This is a genomic window from Streptomyces filipinensis, assembly GCF_014649495.1.
Classification (GTDB): domain Bacteria; phylum Actinomycetota; class Actinomycetes; order Streptomycetales; family Streptomycetaceae; genus Streptomyces; species Streptomyces filipinensis.
This window is the reverse complement of sequence record NZ_BMTD01000001.1, coordinates 451,701-469,461: the sequence shown is the minus strand read 5'-3', so window position 1 is coordinate 469,461 and position 17,761 is coordinate 451,701. Positions and strand designations below refer to the sequence as shown.

At 69.7% G+C, this 17,761-nt stretch carries 15 protein-coding genes and 2 tRNA genes; 4 read left to right on the top strand and 13 right to left on the bottom strand.

Annotation, left to right across the window (positions count from 1 at the left end):
• Nucleotides 1-284 precede the first annotated feature (284 nt).
• The 4 genes from ndk to IE244_RS02050 form a co-directional block, all read right to left on the bottom strand.
• A complete protein-coding gene (gene ndk, locus IE244_RS02065) occupies nucleotides 285-698 on the bottom strand; it encodes a nucleoside-diphosphate kinase (protein WP_031158630.1) in 414 nt (137 codons plus the stop codon).
• A gap of 63 nt (nucleotides 699-761) precedes the next feature.
• Nucleotides 762-1,124, bottom strand: a complete 363-nt coding sequence (locus IE244_RS02060) for a DUF4233 domain-containing protein (protein ID WP_191870874.1) — start codon at nucleotides 1,122-1,124, stop codon at nucleotides 762-764.
• 9 nt (nucleotides 1,125-1,133) lie between these two features.
• Nucleotides 1,134-2,645, bottom strand: a complete 1,512-nt coding sequence (gene folC, locus IE244_RS02055; protein ID WP_191870873.1) for a bifunctional tetrahydrofolate synthase/dihydrofolate synthase — start codon at nucleotides 2,643-2,645, stop codon at nucleotides 1,134-1,136.
• Nucleotides 2,646-2,813: 168 nt separating this feature from the next.
• Entirely contained in the window at nucleotides 2,814-5,444 is a 2,631-nt protein-coding gene (locus IE244_RS02050; protein ID WP_191870872.1) for a valine--tRNA ligase, read from the bottom strand.
• Between the two features lie 137 nt (nucleotides 5,445-5,581).
• Between IE244_RS02050 and IE244_RS02045 the strand changes: the two genes are divergently transcribed.
• Nucleotides 5,582-6,583, top strand: a complete 1,002-nt coding sequence (locus IE244_RS02045; RefSeq protein ID WP_191870871.1) for a hypothetical protein — start codon at nucleotides 5,582-5,584, stop codon at nucleotides 6,581-6,583.
• A 579-nt stretch (nucleotides 6,584-7,162) separates the two neighbouring features.
• On the opposite strand, the gene clpX is transcribed toward IE244_RS02045, so the two are convergent.
• The 5 genes from clpX to IE244_RS02020 all read right to left on the bottom strand — a co-directional run bounded on the left by clpX (nucleotide 7,163) and on the right by IE244_RS02020 (nucleotide 11,831).
• Nucleotides 7,163-8,449: an ATP-dependent Clp protease ATP-binding subunit ClpX gene (clpX, locus tag IE244_RS02040; protein WP_191870870.1), complete on the bottom strand. Its 1,287-nt coding sequence runs from the start codon at nucleotides 8,447-8,449 to the stop codon at nucleotides 7,163-7,165.
• Nucleotides 8,450-8,617: 168 nt separating this feature from the next.
• Complete coding sequence (locus IE244_RS02035) at nucleotides 8,618-9,283, bottom strand: ATP-dependent Clp protease proteolytic subunit (protein WP_031158621.1); 666 nt, start codon at nucleotides 9,281-9,283, stop codon at nucleotides 8,618-8,620.
• Nucleotides 9,284-9,352: 69 nt separating this feature from the next.
• The gene (locus IE244_RS02030; protein WP_107423707.1) at nucleotides 9,353-9,958 is read right to left on the bottom strand and encodes an ATP-dependent Clp protease proteolytic subunit; all 606 of its coding nucleotides are present in this window, start codon (nucleotides 9,956-9,958) and stop codon (nucleotides 9,353-9,355) included.
• 246 nt (nucleotides 9,959-10,204) lie between these two features.
• A complete protein-coding gene (tig, locus tag IE244_RS02025) occupies nucleotides 10,205-11,575 on the bottom strand; it encodes a trigger factor (RefSeq protein WP_191870869.1) in 1,371 nt (456 codons plus the stop codon).
• Between the two features lie 179 nt (nucleotides 11,576-11,754).
• Nucleotides 11,755-11,831, bottom strand: a tRNA-Pro gene (locus IE244_RS02020).
• 162 nt (nucleotides 11,832-11,993) lie between these two features.
• Here IE244_RS02020 and IE244_RS02015 point away from each other — a divergent pair.
• A tRNA-Gly gene (locus IE244_RS02015) sits at nucleotides 11,994-12,064 on the top strand.
• A gap of 107 nt (nucleotides 12,065-12,171) precedes the next feature.
• Here the strand turns inward: IE244_RS02015 and IE244_RS02010 are convergent.
• The 3 genes from IE244_RS02010 to IE244_RS02000 form a co-directional block, all read right to left on the bottom strand.
• Nucleotides 12,172-12,345: a hypothetical protein gene (locus IE244_RS02010; RefSeq protein ID WP_191870868.1), complete on the bottom strand. Its 174-nt coding sequence runs from the start codon at nucleotides 12,343-12,345 to the stop codon at nucleotides 12,172-12,174.
• A 152-nt stretch (nucleotides 12,346-12,497) separates the two neighbouring features.
• Nucleotides 12,498-14,657 carry a serine/threonine-protein kinase gene (locus IE244_RS02005; protein WP_191870867.1) on the bottom strand — a complete coding sequence of 720 codons (2,160 nt, stop codon included), beginning with the start codon at nucleotides 14,655-14,657 and terminating at the stop codon, nucleotides 12,498-12,500.
• 63 nt (nucleotides 14,658-14,720) lie between these two features.
• On the bottom strand, nucleotides 14,721-14,915 hold the full coding sequence (locus IE244_RS02000; protein WP_037684666.1) for a hypothetical protein: 195 nt from the start codon (nucleotides 14,913-14,915) through the stop codon (nucleotides 14,721-14,723).
• A gap of 532 nt (nucleotides 14,916-15,447) precedes the next feature.
• Between IE244_RS02000 and IE244_RS01995 the strand changes: the two genes are divergently transcribed.
• Complete coding sequence (locus IE244_RS01995; RefSeq protein WP_229853914.1) at nucleotides 15,448-16,536, top strand: acyltransferase family protein; 1,089 nt, start codon at nucleotides 15,448-15,450, stop codon at nucleotides 16,534-16,536.
• Here the strand turns inward: IE244_RS01995 and IE244_RS01990 are convergent.
• Entirely contained in the window at nucleotides 16,533-16,988 is a 456-nt protein-coding gene (locus tag IE244_RS01990; RefSeq protein WP_191870865.1) for an HD domain-containing protein, read from the bottom strand. The genes IE244_RS01995 and IE244_RS01990 overlap by 4 nt on opposite strands.
• 89 nt (nucleotides 16,989-17,077) lie before the next feature.
• Here IE244_RS01990 and IE244_RS01985 point away from each other — a divergent pair, with 89 nt between their 5' ends.
• Complete coding sequence (locus IE244_RS01985; protein WP_191870864.1) at nucleotides 17,078-17,743, top strand: GNAT family N-acetyltransferase; 666 nt, start codon at nucleotides 17,078-17,080, stop codon at nucleotides 17,741-17,743.
• Nucleotides 17,744-17,761: the final 18 nt, after the last annotated feature.

Here is a 17,761-nt window from a genome sequence, read left to right as displayed (position 1 = left end):
CCCGAGCTTTTGAGGGCATGTCAGGACGGCGAGGCGGGTGCTGTGACGTGAAGGCTTCCATCGTAAACGCGCCTGCACGGACACTGCGCGAGGGTCTCCGCCATTGTCACCAGATGGCGGGCCGCCCCGCTTGTGGAGACGGTCCAACGGAGGCACGCGTTCCCCCGATCGGCAAGGCATATGCCAAGGGACGGCCGGAAATGTACGGCCGTCCCTGGTCAGGCGCCACCCGGCGAAGCTGACGCCCCCTCAGAAAAATTACCGAAAACTCAAACGGCCGCGGCTCACACCCGGCCCGGGAAGAAGATCTTCACCTCGCGCTCGGCGGACTCCTCGGAGTCGGAGGCGTGGATCAGGTTCTCGCGGACGATCACGCCGTAGTCACCGCGGATCGAGCCGGGTGCGGCGGCGATCGGGTCGGTCGGACCGGCGAGCGCGCGCACCCCCTCGATGACCCGCTCGCCCTCGACGATCAGCGCGACGACCGGACCGGAGGACATGAACTCGACCAGCGGCTCGTAGAACGGCTTGCCCACGTGCTCGCCGTAGTGCTGCTCCAGCGTCGCGCGCTCCAGGGTGCGCAGTTCCAGCGCGGTGATCTGCCAGCCGGCCTTGCGCTCGATCCGGCTGATGATCTCGCCGGTCAGGCCGCGACGGACAGCGTCGGGCTTGAGCAGGACGAGGGTGCGCTGGCTCACGGGATGACTCCTTCTGACGTCTGCGGTGGTGGGACGAGGTTACAGGGCGTGTCGGGGCGTCCGTTACGCAGCGTCAGGTGCAGAGGAAGCGGACTCCGCCTGAGCGGCGAATCTGGCCTTCGCCTCGTCCACCTTTCTGCCGAAGTGCACGGACGCCCACCACAGCGCCGCGAACACCGCACCCATGAAGTACATCGTCGGCACGAAGACGCCGGAGGCGATCAGCGCGAGCTGCAGGGCCCAGCCGAGCGCCACCCCGCCGGGCCGGGTCACCATGCCGCACAGCAGCACGCACAGCAGCATGGCGATACCGCTGACCAGCCACACCGTGGAGACCGACAGACCCGGGTCCTTCATGGCGACCAGCCCGGCGAACCCGATGATGAAGAACTCGCCGATCAGGGTGGATGCACAGAGCGTACGCATCGTGGAATCTCAGCCCTTCCCCAGCAGCAGCCGGGCCTCGCCGACGGTGATGACGGAACCGGTGACCAGCACGCCGCCGCCCGCGAACTCGCCCTCCTCCTCGGCCAGCGTGATCGCGGCCTCCAGGGCGTCCGGCAGCCGCGGCTCGACCTGCACCCGCTCCTCGCCGAACACCTCGACGGCGATCGCGGCCAGCTCGTCCGCGTCCATCGCGCGGTGGCTGGAGTTCTGCGTGACGACGATCTCGGCGAAGATCGGTTCGAAGGCCTCCAGCAGGCCCCGCACGTTCTTGTCGCCGCTCGCGCCGACGACACCGATCAGCCGGCTGAAATCGAACGCCTCCTGCACGGCCTCGGCGGTGGCCCGGGCGCCCGCCGGGTTGTGCGCGGCGTCCAGCACGATCGTCGGGGAGCGCCGCACGACCTCCAGGCGGCCCGGCGAGGACACGGCCGCGAAGGCCTTGCGGACGGTGTCGATGTCCAGCGGCTCCGCGCGCTGCGCGCCGACGCCGAAGAACGCCTCGACGGCGGCGAGGGCGACGGCCGCGTTGTGCGCCTGGTGGGCGCCGTACAGCGGGAGATACACCTCGGGGTACTCGCCGCCGAGTCCGCGCAGCGTGAGCAGCTGCCCGCCGACGGCGACCTGCCGGGCCACGACCCCGAACTCCAGCCCCTCACGGGCCACCGTGGCGTCCACCTCGACGGCCTTCTTCAGCAGCACCTGCGCCGCGTCCACCGGCTGCTGCGCCAGGATGACGGTCGCGTCCTGCTTGATGATCCCGCTCTTCTCGCCGGCGATCTCCCCGGTCGTCTCGCCCAGGCGGTCGGTGTGGTCCAGGTCGATGGGGGTGATCACGGCGACGTCACCGTCGATGACGTTCGTGGCGTCCCAGGAGCCGCCCATGCCGACCTCGACGACGGCCACGTCGACGGGGGCGTCCGCGAAGGCGGCGTAGGCCATGCCGGTGAGGACCTCGAAGAAGGACAGCCGGTACTCCTGCTGCCCGTCGACCATCTCGACGTACGGCTTGATGTCCTGGTACGTCTCGATGAACCGCTCGGCGGAGATCGGGGCGCCGTCCAGGCTGACGCGCTCGGTGATCGACTGCACGTGCGGGCTGGTGTAGCGGCCGGTGCGCAGCTCGAAGGAGCCGAGCAGGGCCTCGATCATGCGGGCGGTGGAGGTCTTGCCGTTGGTGCCCGTGATGTGGATCGAGGGGTACGACCGCTGGGGCTCGCCGAGCACGTCCATCAGCGCGGCGATCCTGCTGACCGAGGGCTCCAGCTTGGTCTCGCCCCAGCGGGTGGCCAGCTCCGCCTCGACCTCGCGCAGGGCCTTGTCGACCTCCGGGTCCTCGGGCCGCGTGGGGACGTCGGCGTACGGCTGCCCGCCCTGGGTGCGCAGGGTGCGGCTGCCGGCCTCGATCACGGCGAGGTCGGGGTCGCGGGTGGTCTCGGCCTCGACGATCTCGTCGAAGCTGTCGAGGGGGTCGGGCTGGTCGGTGCCGTTCGGGTCGCTCACGGGGCCCAGTCTACGGAGCGGGAGTGACAATGAGCCGGTTCGGGGGTGGTTGCTCTCTGTTGCCGGGTGCGGGTCCGTCGTGGCTGGTCGCGCAGTCCCCGCGTCCCGTGGGCAGGCGAGGGCCCCGGCGCCTCAGATGCGCCGGGGCCCTCAGCCACGCGGAACGAACTAGGCCGGCGGCAGCTTCTCCAGCTGGGCCGTGATGCGGGCGATGTCCTCCTCGGCCTTGGAAAGACGCGTACGGATCTTGTCCACCACGTTGTCCGGGGCCTTGGCGAGGAACGCCTCGTTGCCGAGCTTGGCCGTGGCCTGGGCCTTCTCCTTCTCGGCGGCGGCCAGGTCCTTCGCGAGGCGCTTGCGCTCGGCCGCCACGTCGATCGTGCCGGACAGGTCGAGCGCGACCTCGGCGCCGGCGACCGGCAGGGTGGCCGTGACCGTGAAGGAGTCGCCCTCCGGCTGGAGGCGCAGCAGCTGGCGGATGGCGGCCTCGTGGGGGGCCAGGGCCGTACCGTCCAGGGAGAGGCGGGCCGGGACGCGCTGGCCCGGCTGCAGGCCCTGGTCGGCGCGGAAGCGGCGGACCTCGGTGATGACCGACTGGAGGGTCTCGATCTCCTGCTCGGCCGCCTGGTCGCGGAATCCGCTGTCCTTGGGCCACTCGGCGATGACGACCGACTCGCCGCCCGTCAGGGTCGTCCAGAGGGTCTCCGTGACGAACGGGACGACGGGGTGCAGCAGCCTGAGGGTGACGTCGAGGACCTCGCCCAGGACCCGCTTGCTGACCTCGGCCGGCTCGCCGCCCGCCTGGAAGACGGTCTTGGACAGCTCGACGTACCAGTCGAAGACCTCGTCCCACGCGAAGTGGAAGAGGGAGTCCGACAGCTTGGCGAACTGGAAGTCGTCGTAGTAGGTGTCGACTTCGGCGACGACCGAGTTCAGCCGGGAGAGGATCCAGCGGTCCGTCGCCGACATCTTCGACGGCTCCGGCAGCTCGCCCTCCACCGTCGCGCCGTTCATCAGCGCGAAGCGGGTGGCGTTCCAGATCTTGTTGGCGAAGTTGCGGGAACCCTGGACCCAGTCCTCGCCGATCGGGACGTCGACACCGGGGTTCGCGCCACGGGCCAGGGTGAACCTGAGCGCGTCGCTGCCGTACTTGTCCATCCAGTCCAGCGGGTTGACCGCGTTGCCGAAGGACTTCGACATCTTCTTGCCGAACTGGTCGCGGACCATGCCGTGCAGGGCGATGGTGTGGAACGGCGGGGTGCCGTCCATCGCGTACAGGCCGAACATCATCATCCGGGCGACCCAGAAGAAGAGGATGTCGTAGCCGGTGACCAGGACGGAGTTCGGGTAGAACTTCGCGAGCGACTCGGTCTGTTCGGGCCAGCCGAGGGTGGAGAACGGCCACAGGCCGGAGGAGAACCAGGTGTCGAGGACGTCGGTGTCCTGCTTCCAGCCCTCGGCCTCGGTGCCGGGCGGCTCCTCGTCAGGACCGACGCAGACGACCTCACCGTCCGGGCCGTACCAGACCGGAATCCGGTGGCCCCACCACAGCTGGCGCGAGATGCACCAGTCATGGAGGTTGTCGACCCAGTCGAAGTACCGCTTCTCCATCTCCTGCGGATGGATCTTGACCTTGCCCTCGCGGACGGCGTCACCGGCGGCCTTGGCCAGCGGGCCGACCTTGACCCACCACTGCATGGACAGGCGCGGCTCGATGGTGGTCTTGCAGCGCGAGCAGTGGCCGACGGAGTGGACGTACGGCCGCTTCTCGGCGACGATCCGGCCCTCGGCGCGCAGCGCGGCGACGATGGCGGAGCGGGCCTCAAGCCGGTCCAGGCCCTGGAAGGGGCCGTGGGCCGTGATGACCGCGTGCTCGTCCATGATCGTGATGGACGGCAGGTCGTGCCGCTGGCCGATCTCGAAGTCGTTCGGGTCGTGGGCCGGGGTGACCTTGACGGCGCCGGTGCCGAACTCGGGGTCGACGTGGGTGTCCGCGACGACCGGGATGGAACGGTCGGTCAGCGGGAGCCGGATGAGCCTGCCGATGAGGTGCTGGTAGCGCTCGTCGTCGGGGTGGACGGCCACGGCGGTGTCGCCGAGCATCGTCTCGGCGCGGGTGGTGGCGACGACGATGGTGTCGTCCCCCTCGCCGTACTTCATGGAGACGAGCTCGCCGTCGTCGTCCTGATACTCGACCTCGATGTCCGAGATCGCCGTCAGACAGCGCGGGCACCAGTTGATGATGCGCTCGGCGCGGTAGATCAGCTCGTCGTCGTAGAGACGCTTGAAGATGGTCTGGACGGCCTGGGACAGGCCCTCGTCCATGGTGAACCGCTCACGCGACCAGGCGACGCCGTCACCGAGGCGCCGCATCTGCCCGGAGATCTGCCCCCCGGACTCGCCCTTCCACTGCCAGACACGCTCGACGAAGTCCTCGCGGCCGAGGTCGTGCCGGGACTTTCCCTCCTTCCCCAGCTCGCGCTCGACGACGTTCTGCGTGGCGATACCGGCGTGGTCCATGCCGGGCTGCCACAGCGTCTCGTAGCCCTGCATGCGCTTGCGGCGGGTCAGGGCGTCGATGAGGGTGTGCTCGAAGGCGTGCCCCAGGTGGAGCGAGCCCGTGACGTTCGGCGGAGGGATGACGATCGTGTACGGCGGCTTGTCGCTCTTGGCGTCCGCCTCGAAGTAACCGCGCTCTACCCAGCGCTCGTACAGCGGCCCCTCTACGTCGGCCGGCGCGTACTGGGTCGGCAGTTCGGAGTCGGGCGCGGGTGGCTGCTGCTGAGCGTTCTCGGTCACGGGGGTCAGTTTAGAGGTGTCACGGGGTGGTCCCGAAACGCGTTTGTTCTGTAACGGTGCGGCCCCCGGTGCCGCGTCGTTCCGGGGCCTGGGCCAGGATGTCAGGAACACATAAGCATTCAAGGGGGAACCCAGAAATGAGCAACAACCAGCCGGGCCCGTACGGCCAGCCGCCCCAGCAGCCGGGTCCGTACGGCCAGCCGGGGCAGCCGGGCCCGTACGGCCAGCCGGGGCCCTACGGCCAGCCGGCCCAGCCGGGCCAGCCGGGCCCGTACGGCCAGCAGCCGCAGGCTCCGCAGCCCGGCTACGGCTACCCCCAGCAGGCCCCGCCGGCTCCCCCGCAGCCGGGTTACGGCTACCCGCAGCAGGGTGTCCCGCCGCAGCCGAACCCGTACGGCCAGCAGCCCCCTTACGGCCAGCAGCAGCCGTACGGCATGCCGCAGCCGCCGCAGGCGGGCGGGGGCAAGAAGAAGACGGGCCTGATCATCGGCGGGGTCGCCGTGGTGGCGGCCCTCGCGGTGGGGGCCTACTTCGCGTTCAGCGGAAGCTCCGCGAACATCGCGGACGACGGCCCGCACAAGCTGACGGCTCCTGAGGCAGTCCTCAACGGCACGTACACGAAGGACGCGTCGAGCTCCGGCGACAAGGTCACCCCGTCCGACCTCAAGGACTTCGAGAAGGCCGGCGTCAAGGATCCCCAGGGCGTCAGCGCCACCTACAAGAACGGCAAGGGACTCACCGCGAGGGGCCTCTCCTTCAGCGGCGTCTACGGCACGATCGACAACCCCGAAGCCGTCCTCGACGCCATGTTCGCCAAGGCCAAGCAGGAGTCCGAGAAGGACCAGAGCGACTCGGACCTGAAGGGCAAGCTGCTCGGCACCCCGGAGAAGGTCGACCCGGCGGGCTTCTCCAACGGCATCATGAAGTGCCAGGTGATCCAGCTCGACAACACCAGCTCGTCGTCCGGCGGGACGGCGAAGTCGGTCAAGGTGCCGGTCTGCATCTGGGCCGACCACAGCACGATCGCCCGGGTCACGGCGTTCAGCGTCGCCACCTTCGCCACCGGTGACGGCGGCACGATCGACGACACGGCGGGTCTCGCGGCCAAACTGCGCAACGACGTCCGCGTCAAGGCCTGACGACGCCTACAGCTCGACGACGAAAGGGCCCCGGTCGAACGACCGGGGCCCTTTCCCACATCTCGGGTACGCCGCCGAAACCGACCGCCACACCATCCCGCCCGTACACTCGATCGGCCCATGATTGACTTGTACGCGTCATCCTGTCCGGCGAAGGAGAGCGTCACGTGAGAGCAGCGAGGATCGGCCAGGCACTTGCAGCGGCGGGCATCACGGCGGCCGCGGTACTCACCCCCGTCGCAACCGCTACGCCAGCGGCGGCGTACGACCCCTCCAGCCCCTGCAGCAACTACGTCGGAAACCACGGCTACCGCGTGGGCCCCAAGGTAGAGGCCGCCTGCCACAACCTGGCGTTGCACCCTGGGGTGGGGTGGTTCCCCAATCCCTACTGCGTCCATGGACTTATCGTGATCGGAGTCGAGGCGGGGGTCGCTCAAAACGCCTGCGTCCGCGCTCACCTCTGAGGCCCCTGGAGCCCGAGGAGTTCGGCGCGACGGGCCGGATACGTCAACGCAGAGGGGCGCTCGGCGGCCGGTGGGTCGGCCGAGCGCCCCTCTGTGCAGTACGTGCGAGTGACGGCTACGCCGACTTCTGCTCGCCTGAGCCGCGGCCTCGGGCGTCTCGGGGGATCAGGGTCGGGTTGACGTTGGAGAGGACCACGTCGGCCGTGATGACCACGCGGGCCACGTCCTTGCGGGACGGGACCTCGTACATCACGCCCTGGAGGACTTCCTCCATGATGGCGCGCAGGCCTCGGGCGCCGGTCTGGCGGAGGATGGCCTGGTCGGCGATGGCCTCCAGCGCCTCGCGCTCGAAGTCCAGCTCCACGCCGTCGAGTTCGAACAGGCGCTGGTACTGCTTGACCAGGGCGTTGCGGGGCTCGACCAGGATCTTGAGGAGTGCCTCGCGGTCGAGGTTGTGGACCGAGGTGATCACCGGGAGGCGGCCGATGAACTCGGGGATCATGCCGAACTTGACCAGGTCCTCCGGCATGACGTCCTCGAAGACGTCCTTGGACTCCAGCTCCCGCTTGGAGAGGATCGTGGCGCCGAAGCCGATGCCCTTCGCCCCGGCGCGCGCCTCGATGATCTTCTCCAGGCCGGCGAAGGCACCGCCCACGATGAACAGGACGTTCGTCGTGTCGATCTGGATGAACTCCTGGTGGGGGTGCTTGCGGCCGCCCTGCGGCGGGACCGAGGCCGTGGTGCCTTCCAGGATCTTGAGGAGGGCCTGCTGGACGCCCTCGCCCGACACGTCACGGGTGATCGACGGGTTCTCGCTCTTGCGCGCGACCTTGTCGATCTCGTCGATGTAGATGATCCCGGTCTCGGCCTTCTTGACGTCGTAGTCCGCCGCCTGGATCAGCTTCAGGAGGATGTTCTCGACGTCCTCTCCCACGTAGCCCGCCTCCGTGAGCGCCGTCGCGTCGGCGATCGCGAAGGGCACGTTCAGCATGCGTGCCAGGGTCTGCGCGAGGAGCGTCTTGCCGGAGCCCGTGGGCCCCAGCAGCAGGATGTTGGACTTCGCGAGCTCGATGGCGTCGTCACGGCCGCCGGCGCCGCCGTTCTCGCCCGCCTGGACCCGCTTGTAGTGGTTGTACACCGCGACGGAGAGGGCCTTCTTGGCCGCCTCCTGGCCGACTACGTAGCCTTCGAGGAACTCGTAGATCTCGCGGGGCTTGGGCAGCTCCTCCCAGCGCACCTCGCTGGTCTCCGCGAGCTCTTCCTCGATGATCTCGTTACAGAGATCGATGCACTCGTCGCAGATGTACACACCGGGCCCTGCGATGAGCTTCTTGACCTGCTTCTGGCTCTTGCCGCAGAACGAGCACTTGAGCAGATCGCCGCCGTCACCGATGCGTGCCACGGTGTGCTTCCCCTTCGCCTGGGAGACGCCTGGACGCGAGATCCAGCGGCTCCTGGTGCTGCCTTATGTCCGACGGTACCTTGCCGGGCCCGGTGTTCGGGCCCCCCTTGGCAGGGTTCACTTTGACGTGCACGGTGCCAAGAGGGGCTGAATGCGAGGCGCTCCGCCTCAGCGGACCGAGCTGTTGTTCAGCTTGCGGGTGGAGATGATCTGGTCGACGAGGCCGTACTCCAGCGCCTCCTCGGCCGTGAGGATCTTGTCGCGCTCGATGTCCTCACGGATCTTCTCGATGGGCTGGTTCGAATGCTTGGCCAGCATGTTCTCCAGCTGGTCACGCATCCGGGTGAACTCCTTGGCGATGATCTCCAGATCGGAGAGCTGGCCGCGGCCGGTGGAACCCGCCGGCTGGTGGATCAGCACGCGGGAGTTCGGCAGGGCCATCCGCTTGCCGGGCGTACCGGCGGCCAGCAGGATCGCCGCGGCGGAGGCCGCCTGGCCCATGCACACCGTCTGGATGTCGGGCTTCACGAACTGCATGGTGTCGTAGATCGCCGTGAGGGCGGTCATGTCGCCACCGGGGCTGTTGATGTAGATCGAGATGTCCCGGTCCGGGTCCATCGACTCCAGGCACAGCAGCTGCGCCATGACGTCGTTGGCGGAGGCGTCGTCGATCTGGACGCCCAGGAAGATCACGCGCTCCTCGAAGAGCTTCGCGTACGGGTCGTACTCGCGGATGCCCTGGGAGGTGCGCTCGACGAAGCGCGGGATGACGTAGCGGCTGTCGGGGCGGGGCCCTTCGTACATGCCGCTGGCGGCGCCGGGGAAGTTGCTCATGGGGTGTTCACCGTCCTGGTGGCGTTCTGGGGGCTTCGGTCTCGGCGGTGCGTGGCGTGGCCGGGCCGGTCAGGCACCGGTGCCTCCGCCTCCCGGAACACCCGAGGCGTGCGTGATGATCTCGTCAATGAGACCGTACTCCTTGGCCTCTTCCGGGGTGAACCAGCGGTCGCGGTCGCCGTCGCGGATGATCGCCTCGACGGTCTGGCCGGAGTGCTGCGCGGTCAGCTCGGACATGCGCTTCTTGGTGCGCAGCAGGTACTCGGCCTGGATCTTGATGTCCGAGACCGTGCCGCCGAGGCCCGCGGAGCCCTGGTGCATCATGATGTCGGCGTGGGGCAGCGCGAAGCGCTTGCCGGCGGCGCCACCGGTCAGCAGGAACTGACCCATCGAGGCGGCCATGCCCATGGCGATGGTGACCACGTCGTTCGGGATGTACTGCATGGTGTCGTAGATCGCCATGCCGGCCGTCACCGAGCCGCCCGGGCTGTTGATGTAGAGGTAGATGTCCTTGTCCGGATCGGCGGCAAGGAGCAGCAGCTGTGCGGTGATCTTGTTGGCGATGTCGTCGTCAACCTGCTGCCCGAGGAAGATGATCCGCTCGTTGAGCAGCCGGTTGTAGACCTGGTCGCCGAGGCCACCACCGATGGAAGGCTCGCCGGCGGCTGAGGGCATCAGATTCGTCACGTATCCACCTGCTCGTCTTACGACGGCGCCGGGCCGTCTCATTGTTCTGCCTTTCATGGACCCTAACGCGGCGGTCCCTTCGGGGAATCCCGGAGAGGTGGGTGTTCGCCGGGGGCGTAGCGCTCCGCTGAGGTGTCGGTGCGGTCCGTGGGGGGCGTGGCGCGGGGACGACACAGGCCCCCGGGAAAGCTCCCAGGGGCCTGCGTACGCGCTTCGGAGGCGCTGGGGGCCGGATCAGCCCTCGGCGTTCTCCTCGGAGGTCTCCGACGCCTCGGCGGCCTCGGTCTCCTCCTCCTCGTCGTCCAGGTCGACGATCTCGCCGTTGGTGTCCTTCACCGTGGCGGCCTCGACCACGACGGCCAGGGCCTTGCCGCGAGCGACCTCGCCGACCAGCAGCGGCACCTGGCCGCCCTCGACGACGGCCTGGGCGAACTGGTCGGGGGACATGCCGGAGGAGGCCGCACGCCGCATGAGGTGCTCGGTGAGCTCCTCCTGGTTGACGTTGAGGTTCTCCTTCTTGACCAGCTCGTCGAGGACGAACTGGGTCTTGATGCCCTTGACCGCGGCGTCGCGGGTCTCGGTGTCGAACTCCTCGGCGGTCTTGCCCTGGATCTCCAGGTACTTGTCGAGGGTCAGGCCCATCTGGCCGAGCTGGTGGTGCTCCAGGTTGTGCTTGCGGGTGTTGATCTCGTCCTCGAGGAGCTTCTCGGGGACCGGGACCTCGACCAGCTCCAGGAGCTTCTCCAGGACGCGCTCCTGCGCCTGGGTGGCCTGGTCGAACTGCTTCATGTTCGCGAGGCGCTTGCGGCTGTCGGCCTTGAGCTCGTCCAGGGTGTCGAACTCGGAGGCGAGCTGCGCGAACTCGTCGTCCAGCGCGGGCAGTTCACGGGCGGCGACCTGGGAGACCTTGACGGTCACCTCGGCCTCCTTGCCCGCGGCGGAGCCGCCCTTCAGCTCGGAGGTGAAGGTGGCCTCGCCACCGGCCTCCAGGCCCTTCACGGCGTCATCGATGCCGTCGAGCAGCTCACCGGAGCCGATGGTGTAGGAGACGCCGTTGGCGATGCCGTCCTCCAGCACCTCGCCGTCGACCTTGGCCTCCAGGTCGATGGTGACGACGTCGCCGTCCTGGGCAGCGCGCTCGACCGGGGAGGTCGAGGCGAAGCGCTCGCGCAGCTGCTCGACCGACTTCTCGATGTCCTCGTCGGTCACCTCGACGGCGTCGACCTCGACCTCGATGCCGGAGTAGTCCGGGATCTCCAGGGCCGGGCGGACGTCGACCTCGGCGGTGAAGTTCAGCGTCTCGCCGTCCTTCAGCTCGGTGATGTCGACCTCGGGCTGGCCGAGCGGGTTCAGCTCGGCCTCGTTGACCGCCTCGGTGTAGAACTTGGGCAGCGCGTCGTTGACGGCCTCTTCCAGGACCGCACCGCGGCCGAACCGCTGGTCGATGACACGGGCGGGGATCTTGCCCTTACGGAAGCCCTTCACCGTGACCTGCTGGTTGATCTTCTTGTACGCCGCGTCGAGGCTGTCCTTGAGCTCCTCGAAGGGCACCTCGACAGTGAGCCGAACCCGGGTCGGGTTCAGGGTCTCCACGGCGCTCTTCACGGTTCGGTCTCCTTGTGGCTGACTTCTTGGTTTCTGCCGGAGCCAGACTGGTCCGGCGGATTTCGCCGCCCGGAGGAGTTCGTAGGCCGAGTGGGCCGGGACACACGGGCGCGCAGCTTGCATAGTAACCGCAGCCGGTCAGCGCCCCAAAAGGCGATCATCGCGACGTCGCGAGCCGTTGGTCGGGGTGGCGGGATTTGAACCCACGGCCTTCCGCTCCCAAAGCGGACGCGCTACCAAGCTGCGCCACACCCCGTCTGGTGCGTCACGTAGGGTACATGCCCCGGGGGATTACGTCGGCCGTATTCCGACGAGAGCGGCGCGCGGGACGGCCCGGCGGTCGACTCGTTGGCCTCGACGGCGGGCGACCCGCTACGATGCCTCCAGTGCCGCGGTCACCGACCTGCGGCGCACTGTCGCGGGCGTAGCTCAATGGTAGAGCCCTAGTCTTCCAAACTAGCTACGCGGGTTCGATTCCCGTCGCCCGCTCTGTACGGCCCAGGGCCAGGCGGAGGATCAATCCTCCGCCTGGCCCTGATCGTTTCCCGGGGCTTCGGCCGGTCCACCTCGGCGGGTGGCGGCAACCCCGTGACCTCTCAGTGCTTGAGGGAGCCTTTGGTCCGTTCTCTCGCGCCGCGCATCATGCCCCGCGCTTCGAGAGCGGCGCCCTTTGCTTCGAGGGTTCCTTTGTGCGCGGCGTGGGCCGCCTTCCGCACGGTCTTTCCGATCACCTGTTCGGCCTTCGCCTTGGCCCGTTCTCCGGCACTCATCTCAGTACCTCCCCGGCGTCTCACGGGCCGTGTGCCCTGGAAGCGGGCGGCAAAACCATCCTGGAGGACCCGCCGATCATGGACGGCCGAGGTGCTGCGGCTCTGCGCCGGCGGTAAGCGGCGAGCAGCGGCAAGCTCAGCCCCTGGTGTGCTCAGAGGGTCTTCACGTCCACGCTGTAGACCGAGCGCCGGCCGTAGAGGACGTAGAGGGCGTCGCCGGACAGGACGGGGGCTCCGGGGATGTCGGAGGAGCCGTCGATGGCGCTGTCGTCGCGGCCGGGGAGTGTGCCGGCCACCCGGCCGGTGCGCAGGTCCAGGGCGGCCAGGCGGCCGTTGGGCGAGGCCAGGTAGAGCCGGGTGGCGGAGGCGGTGGGCGGGCCGGGCTGCTCGACGGTGGAGTTGCTCTGCCACAGCTCGCGTCCGGTGGCCGGGTCGACGGCCCGGACGCTGCCGCTGGTCAGGGTGAGGTAGAGGGTGCCGCGCAGCAGGTAGGCGGCCGAGGCGGGGCGCGGCGGGGACAGCCGTACCGTCGTCAGGATCTGTGAGGTGAGGTCGATCAGGGTCAGGCCGCTCAGCTTCTGTGCGGCCGGATCGGCGCCGAGCACCAGGTGCCGGCGGGCCTCGCCCAGCAGGGAGAGGCCGCCCGTGGCCGTCCGTGTCCAGCGGGCCTTGCCGGTGGCGGGGTCGAGCTGGGCGATCGTGGTGCGGTCCGGGTCGCCGTGGGCGTCGGGGGTGTGGCAGACCAGGTAGACCTGTCCCGCGGCGCCGGACAGCCGGCAGTCCCCGTCGTCCGTGCCGCCGTAGGGCATCCGGTGGCGCCAGCGGACGGTGCCGTGGGCGGCGTCGAGGAGGGCGTAGGAGTCGGAGGCCTTGCCGTAGGTGGTGAAGACGCCGGCCGGGGTGGCGACGGCACCGCCGGTGTCCGGGCCCACGCTGTCCGTGTTGTCGGCGACGACGGTCTTCCAGACGGCCCTGCCGGCGGCCGTGTCGAGGGACTGGACGGTGTAGCGGGTGCGGATCTGCGGCTCCTGCGCCGTCCCGACGGCGTGCTCCTCGCTGCCGATGGCGTACACGCCGCCGGGACGGGTGCCGATGACCGTGCCCCCGCCCGGGCTCAGGGACACGGGCGTGGCGTCCACGGGCAGGGTCCAGGAGTTGTGGCCGTCGGCCAGCGCGAACCGGGCGGCCATGACGCTGTCGCCGGCGCACACCAGCGACGTCCGTGAGGTGACGCACCCGCTGAACGGTCCGTTGGGGGCCGCGGTGTTCCGGTTGCCGCCCGCGGGTGTCCCGGCCTGCCGGTGCCAGGCGTGCCAGCCGGCCGGCAGGGCGTGCGGGGTGCCGCCGCCGTCGCGGGCGAGGAAGGCGACCCCGGTGGCGGCCACGGCGGCCAGTACGGCGACGGCCGCGACGAGCGCCGTCCGGCGGCGCCGGCGCCGTGCGGGGCGTGCGGGGTCCGGCCCCGGCTCCCGTGCCCCGGGCCGCTCCGGCCGCTCGGGCAGCCGTCCGTCCCGGAGCAGGTGCAGGAGCTCGTCGGGGGTCGGGCGGCCTTTGGGGTGCTTCTCCAGGCAGAGCCGGACGAAGGGGAGCAGATCATCGGGGACGCCGGCGAGGTCGGGCTCGCGCTCCACGACTCTCGTCGCCGTCTCCCAGGGGCTGACGCTGTCGAACGGGCCGTGCCGGGTGGCGGCGTACGCGACGACCGCGCCGAGGGAGAAGACGTCGGTGGCGGGGCCGACCTCGTGCGGGGAGGTGAACTGCTCGGGGGACATGAAGGGCGGGGTGCCCATCACCCGTCCCGTCTGGGTGAGGGCGTCGGCGGTGGTGGACTCGGCGGCGCGGGAGACGCCGAAGTCGATGACGCGCGGGCCGTCCTCGGCGAGCATGACGTTGGCCGGTTTCAGGTCGCGGTGGACGACTCCGGCGCGGTGGATGTCGCGCAGCGCCTCGGCGAGGCCGGTGGCGAGTTCGCGCAGCCGGCCGGGCGGGAGCGGGCCGTGGCGGCGGACGTGGGTGCCGAGGTCCTCGCCAGGGATGTAGAGCGTGGCCATCCAGGGGCGCGGGGCGTCGGCGTCCGCGTCCACCACGGGGGCCGTGAAGGCGCCGCTGACCTGGCGCGCGGCGGCCACCTCGCGGCTGAAGCGGGTGCGGAACTCGTCGTCGTCGGCGTACTGGCCGTGGACGACCTTGACCGCGAGCCGGCGACCGGAGGCGGACCGGGCGAGATACACGACGCCCATGCCGCCGCTGCCCAGGCGGTCCTCGATCCGGTAGCCGCCGATCTCCGCGGGGTCCGTGTCGCGCAGCGCCATACCCGTGGGTCCCCCCGTTGCTTCAGTTGTTCAGCACGTTCCGCTCCGGTCGCCCCGCGCCGGTCAGAACTTGATGGAGCTGATGGAGTCCGCTATCGAGTTCAGGAAGCGGTCGATGGACGGGGCCATGCCGGTGGAGGCGAGGAAGAAGCCGAAGAGGATGGCGACGATCGCGGGTCCCGCCTTGATGTTCCCCCCTCGTATCAGCACTACAAGGATGATCGCCAACAGCAGCACCACAGACAGTGAAATGGCCACAACTGATCACACCCTCGGTCGGTCCGCTCTCCCGGCCCGGGGGCACGGCCCGCGCGCCCCCGCCAGAACCATCGTGCCACCAACCCGGCCCTGCCATGCGGCCCGTGACGCAACGTCGGACGGCCGACCCGCGCGGGGGATGCGCCGCACAGCAATTCGTCAGGGCCTCCGTGCGTGACTTCACGACGAATTACGCGACTTCGTTTCCACCTCCACACATCCTGTGCGCAGGTAATTCGAATTGATGACACAGAGACGCCGTATGCACCATTTAGTCGGGATGAATCGGGACATCGAGGGTGAACTGGCGACCCTGTGTGCGCATCATCACGTAGACGTAGATGCCAAGTTCTGTAAATCAGTGGGCACTCGGGGGCGATAACCAGGAATGACTGCGGGGGTTTTACGAAATCCCACAGACGACGCTAGGGTGCCTGAGATGTTTGACGCCGCCTCGTCCCCCGGCCAGAACCGCAGGCCGCTCCCCCCGGCACAGTCGCCGGTGGACGGAGTGCCCGGTCCGCGTACCCCGATGAGTGCGCAGAAGGGACAGGCGAAGGCGGACAGACCCGGCAAACAGCGCGACGCGTTCTTCGACAACGCCAAGTACCTGGCGATCGTGCTCGTCGCGATGGGGCACGCGTGGGAGCCGCTGAAGGGGGACAGCCGGATCCTGGAGGGCGTGTACACCGTCGTGTACTGCTTCCACATGCCGGCGTTCATCATCGTCTCCGGGTTCTTCTCGCGCGGTTTCGACATGCGCCCGGACCGGCTGAAGCGGCTGATCACCGGCGTCGTGGTGCCCTACGTCCTGTTCGAGACCGCGTACCCGCTGTTCAAGAACCTCATCACGGGTTCGCACGAGGAGATCAGCCTCCTCGATCCCTGGTACCTGACCTGGTTCCTGGTCGCGCTGTTCGTCTGGCGGCTGACGACACCGATCTGGAAGCTGGTGCGCTCGCCGCTCGCGGTCGCCCTGGGCATCGCCATGCTCGCGTCGGTCACCCCCAACATCGGCGACGACCTCGATCTGCAGCGCGTCCTGCAGTTCCTGCCGTATTTCGTGCTCGGCCTGTGCATGAAGCCCGAGCACTTCCAGCTGGTGCGCCGTCGCTCGGTGCGGATCGCCGCGGTGCCGGTGTTCGCCGTCGCGCTGGCCGTCGGCTGGTGGGCCGTACCGCGCATGAACACCGCGTGGTTCTACCACCGCGACTCCGCGCAGGAGCTGGGCGCGCCCTGGTGGTGCGGCCCCGTGATGACGCTGGCGATGATGGGCTGCTCGCTGGTGCTGACGGCCTGCTTCTTCTCCTGGGTGCCGGGACGCAGGACGTGGTTCACGGCGCTCGGCGCCGGCACCCTGTACGGCTATCTGCTGCACGGCTTCCTGGTGAAGTTCGCCGACTACCGCGGCCTGTTCGACCACGCCTGGCTGCACCACCCGCTCGGCGAGATCCTGGTGACCGCCCTCGCGGGCGCCGCCGTCACCCTGCTGTGCACCAGGCCCGTGCAGCGCGTCTTCCGCTTCGCGATGGAGCCGAGGATGGAGTGGGCGTTCCGGCAGGACGCGGCCGAACTCGCCCGCGAGCGGCAGCAAAAGGAGCGCGAGCGGGTCAGCGCCTAGGAGCCCGGCTCGGCCAGACCGAGAAGTGCACGCATCCGCGCGTACTTCTCGGTCAGTCGTTTCCGGGTCGGCTCGTCCAGGACCGCGAGCCGCTCCGGGTCGGCGTTGTGCGCCAGGTCGGCCTCCTTCACCAGCCGTGCGCCCTCCGTGGCGAGGATCCGCCGCGCGTACACCTCCGGCTGCTCCCCCGGCCGCTTGGTGAGGGCGTCCACGATGGCCTTGGTCCGCGCGGTCAGCGCCGCCCGTTCCAGCCACTGGCGGGACAGCGCGTCGTCCTCGACGGAGTCGTGCAGCCAGGCGGCAGCGATCTGTTCCGGGTCCCCGCCGCGGGCGCGCACGCCCGCGGCGACGGCGGCGAGATGCTCGGCGTACGGCCGGCCCGCCTTGTCCTTCTGACCTTCGTGCACGGCCCGGGCGAGGGCCTCCACTTCGGTGAGCGTGAGCTGTGTCATCACGCCAGTGTCTCGCGAAGCCGGCCGCACCATGCCATCCTGTAATAGACGCTAATCAAGAGCACCTATTACACGCTCATGGAGGGGTCATGCGCTTCGGGAGTACCGCGGAAGCCGTACGCGCCTGGGTCGAGGGCTGGGCCGTGTCGCGCGGGGCGGCCCAACCGACGTGCGAGCCCTGGGGTTTCACGGTCCAGGTCGGCCTGCCCGGGGAGGTGGCCCGGCATGTGCTGACCGCCGCCGACGAGGCGACCGTCCGGAAGCTGGCCGAGAGCAGTCCCGCCGGGGTCGCGCTGAAGGCGTTCGTCGCGGCGGGGACCCTCCGGGCGTGGCTGCCGCCGGGCTGGGGACTGCTGGACGGTCACGCCGTCCTCATGGCCGCCACCCTGGCCGAGGCCGCGGCACCGCCCGGCCTGCCCGACGGCTACCTGCTGAGCAGCTGGAGCCGGGGCGGGGTGACCCGGGTCGTGGTGCGGGCCGCCGACGGGTCCTTCGCCGCGCGCGGGCAGACGGCCGTCACCGGTGCGACCGCCGCCGTCGACCAGGTGGAGACCGCCCCGGCCCATCGGCGGCGGGGGCTGGGACGCGTGGTGCTGGGCACGCTCGCCGAGGCCGGCACCCGCCAGGGGGCGAGGGCGGCCGTACTGGGCGCGACCGAGGAGGGCCGGGCCCTGTACGAGGCCCTGGGCTGGCGGGTCCTGGCCCCGCTGAGCGCAGCCATGCGCACCGCGGAGACAGGGCCGGGGGCGGCGTAGGCCGGCGCCCGGAGCCGG